General features: G+C 65.1%; 3 protein-coding genes. 2 read left to right on the top strand and 1 reads right to left on the bottom strand.

The window, feature by feature from the left end; all coding sequences use genetic code 11:
- The first annotated feature begins 26 nt into the window (after positions 1 to 26).
- Together cyoC and cyoD are read left to right on the top strand one after the other, a co-directional pair.
- On the top strand, positions 27 to 665 hold the full coding sequence (cyoC, locus tag AC1VAN_RS17145; RefSeq protein WP_025873832.1) for a cytochrome o ubiquinol oxidase subunit III: 639 nt from the start codon (positions 27 to 29) through the stop codon (positions 663 to 665).
- Entirely contained in the window at positions 665 to 1,006 is a 342-nt protein-coding gene (gene cyoD / locus AC1VAN_RS17140) for a cytochrome o ubiquinol oxidase subunit IV (protein ID WP_025873831.1), read from the top strand. Before cyoC ends, cyoD begins: the two co-directional genes overlap by 1 nt.
- Before the next feature lie 322 nt (positions 1,007 to 1,328).
- Here the strand turns inward: cyoD and AC1VAN_RS17135 are convergent.
- A partial coding sequence (locus AC1VAN_RS17135) for a bifunctional diguanylate cyclase/phosphodiesterase (protein ID WP_480986281.1) occupies positions 1,329 to 2,852 on the bottom strand: 1,524 nt, incomplete at its 5' end.

Raw genomic sequence — 2,852 nt, 5'->3', positions numbered from 1 at the left:
GGCCTGGTGAAGTCGGAGCTGAAGGCATGAGCACCAATACCTCGACCCTGAGCCACGGGCACGCCGCACACGCGGCGGCCCATGGCCATGACGACCACGAGCACCACGACACCGGCGGCAACACCGTCTTCGGTTTCTGGGTGTACCTGATGAGCGACTGCCTCATCTTCGCCTCGCTGTTTGCCACCTACGTGGTGCTGGCCGGCGGCACTGATGGCGGCCCCGGCGCGAAGGACCTGTTCGAGCTGCCGTTCGTGGCGTGGGAAACCGCGCTGCTGCTGACCTCGTCGCTGACTTTCGGCCTGGGCATGATCTCCATGCACCGCAAGCAGGTCGGCCAGATGTTCCTGTGGCTGGGCATCACCTGGCTGCTGGGCTTCGGCTTCATGTGCATGGAAGTCTATGAATTCCAGCACCTGATCCATCAGGGCTACGGTCCGGACCGCAGTGCGTTCCTGTCGGCGTTCTTCGCCCTGGTCGGTACCCACGGCCTGCACGTCAGCGCCGGCCTGCTGTGGCTGCTGGTGATGTTCGTGCAGCTGAAGAAGTACGGCCTGACCCCGACCAACAAGACCCGCATGGCGTGCCTGAGCCTGTTCTGGCACTTCCTGGACCTGATCTGGATCGGCGTGTTCTCCGTCGTCTACCTCAATGGAGCGCTGTAATGGCACATGACAACCATGCACACGACCACGCCGCCGGCGGCGAAAGCCACGGCACCGTGAAGTCGTACCTGATCGGCTTCGTGCTGGCGGTGGTGCTGACCGTCATCCCGTTCTACATGGTGATGTCGGGTGATTTCTCGCGCACCGTCAACGGTGTGGTAATCGCCATCACCGCGGTGCTGCAGATGCTGGTCCACCTGGTGTTCTTCCTGCACCTGGACCGCTCGTCGGAGAGCCGCTGGAACGTCAACGCTGCGGCCTTCACCGTGGTGGTGATCGGCATCATCGTGGTCGGTACCCTGTGGGTCATGCACAACATGAACGTGCACATGATGCACTGACGTCTTCGCGACATTGCCACGCAGAAAGGCCGCCCCCGGGCGGCCTTTCTGTTTGTTGCGCGATCGCGGGGAACGCATCCACGCATGGCGTGGATCTACCCGTCACCGCGAAGTCCCCGCACAGTAGATCCACGCCATGCGTGGATGCAGTTGCCGTTCAATGCATCCGGGGTATGCAGTAGATCCACGCCATGCGTGGATGCAGTTGCCGTTCAATGCACCCGGAGGATGCAGTAGATCCACGCCATGCGTGGATGCGGTTGCCGTTCAATGCACCCGGAGGATGCAGTAGATCCACGCCATGCGTGGATGCGGTTGCCTCTCAACCCACCTTGCGCAGGAATTCCTCGGCCTCCATCGGCCGCCCCAAGTGGTAACCCTGCAGCTGGTCGCAGCCCAGCTCGCTCAGGTAGTCGCGCTGGGCCTGGGTCTCCACGCCCTCGGCCACCACCTGCAGCTGCAGGGTACGGCCCAGCGCGATGATCGAGGACACGATGGCGGAATCTTCGTCATTGCGTTCAAGGTCATGCACGAACGCCCGGTCGATCTTCAGCTCGGTGGCCGGCATGCGCTTGAGGTACAGCAGGCTGGAATAGCCGGTACCGAAATCATCGATGGCGATGTGCACGCCCATCGCGGTCAGGTCGTTGAGGATCGCCAGGCTGGCCTCGACATCCTTCATCGCCGTGGTTTCGGTGATCTCCAGGGTCAGCCGCGCCGGGTCGATGCGGTGCCGCTGCAGGACTGAACGCACGCTCTCCAGCAGGGCCGGTGAGGCGAATTGCAGCGGCGACAGGTTCACCGCCATCGTCCAATGGCTGTGTCCGCCGTCATGCCAGGCCCGCAGCTGCGCGCACGCCTGGTCCAGCACCCAGTCGCCGATCGGCAGGATCAGGCCGCTGCGCTCGGCGATGGGAATGAACACGTCCGGCGCCAGCAGGCCCAGTTCCGGGTGCTGCCAGCGCAGCAGCGCCTCGGCGCCGGTGGCCGGTGCATCGGCCGCCGGGAATTTCGGCTGGTAGTGCAGCAGCAGCTCGTTGCGCGCGATCGCCTTGCGCAGGTCCTGCAGCAGCCGCAGCTGGCGGTTGGCACTGAGCTGCATCGAGGGAATGAAGAAGGTGTAGCCGTTGCGGCCGGTTTCCTTGGTGTGGTACATCGCCGCATCGGCATGTGCCATCAACTCGCGTTCGTCGCTGGCATCGTCCGGATACAGGGCAATGCCCAGGCTGGCGGTGACCTGCAGCTCGGCCGCGTCCAGCACGAACGGTTCACCTGCCGCGGCGATCACCCGCTCGGCGACCACCACCGCATCATCAGGCGTATCGATGGCCAGCACGATCACGAACTCGTCGCCGCCGAGGCGGGCGAGAGTGTCCTGCGGGCGCAGCTGCGCCCCCAGGCGCTGGGCCACCGCGACCAGCAGGCGGTCACCCAGCTGGTGGCCATAGGCATCGTTGAYGGCCTTGAAGCCRTCCAGGTCGCAGAACATCACCGCCACCGACTGCTGGCGGCGTTGCGCCTTCTCGATGGCCTGCTCGATGCGATCCTGCAGCAGCATGCGGTTCGGCAGCTGGGTCAGCGGGTCGTGCAGTGCGGCCTGGATCAGCTTGTTGTTGGCGTGTGCCAGGGAATCGGCCAGCAGGCCGGTGCGCACGCGCATCTGGCGGTCGAACAGCGAGGCCACCAGGGCGATGCCGAGCGTGGCCAGGGTGGTCACGATCACCAGCACTGCCAGCCAGCGGGGATCGATGCCGCCGCTGCCTATGGCGCCGCAGACGCTGCCTGGCGGGAAGCGCGCGGCGGCCATGCCGGTGTAGTGCATGCCGACGATGGCCAGGCCCATCAC

Source organism: Stenotrophomonas sp. 05L44_2, assembly GCF_056665995.1.
The sequence above is the reverse complement of the archived record's forward strand: the minus strand, read 5'-3'. Positions and strand labels throughout refer to the sequence as shown.

Bases quoted from the DNA above. Each gene is read 5' to 3' on its own strand.
- cyoD (WP_025873831.1), top strand. From the start codon at position 665: ATGGCACATGACAACCATGCACACGACCACGCCGCCGGCGGCGAAAGC.
- cyoC (WP_025873832.1), top strand. From the start codon at position 27: ATGAGCACCAATACCTCGACCCTGAGCCACGGGCACGCCGCACACGCG.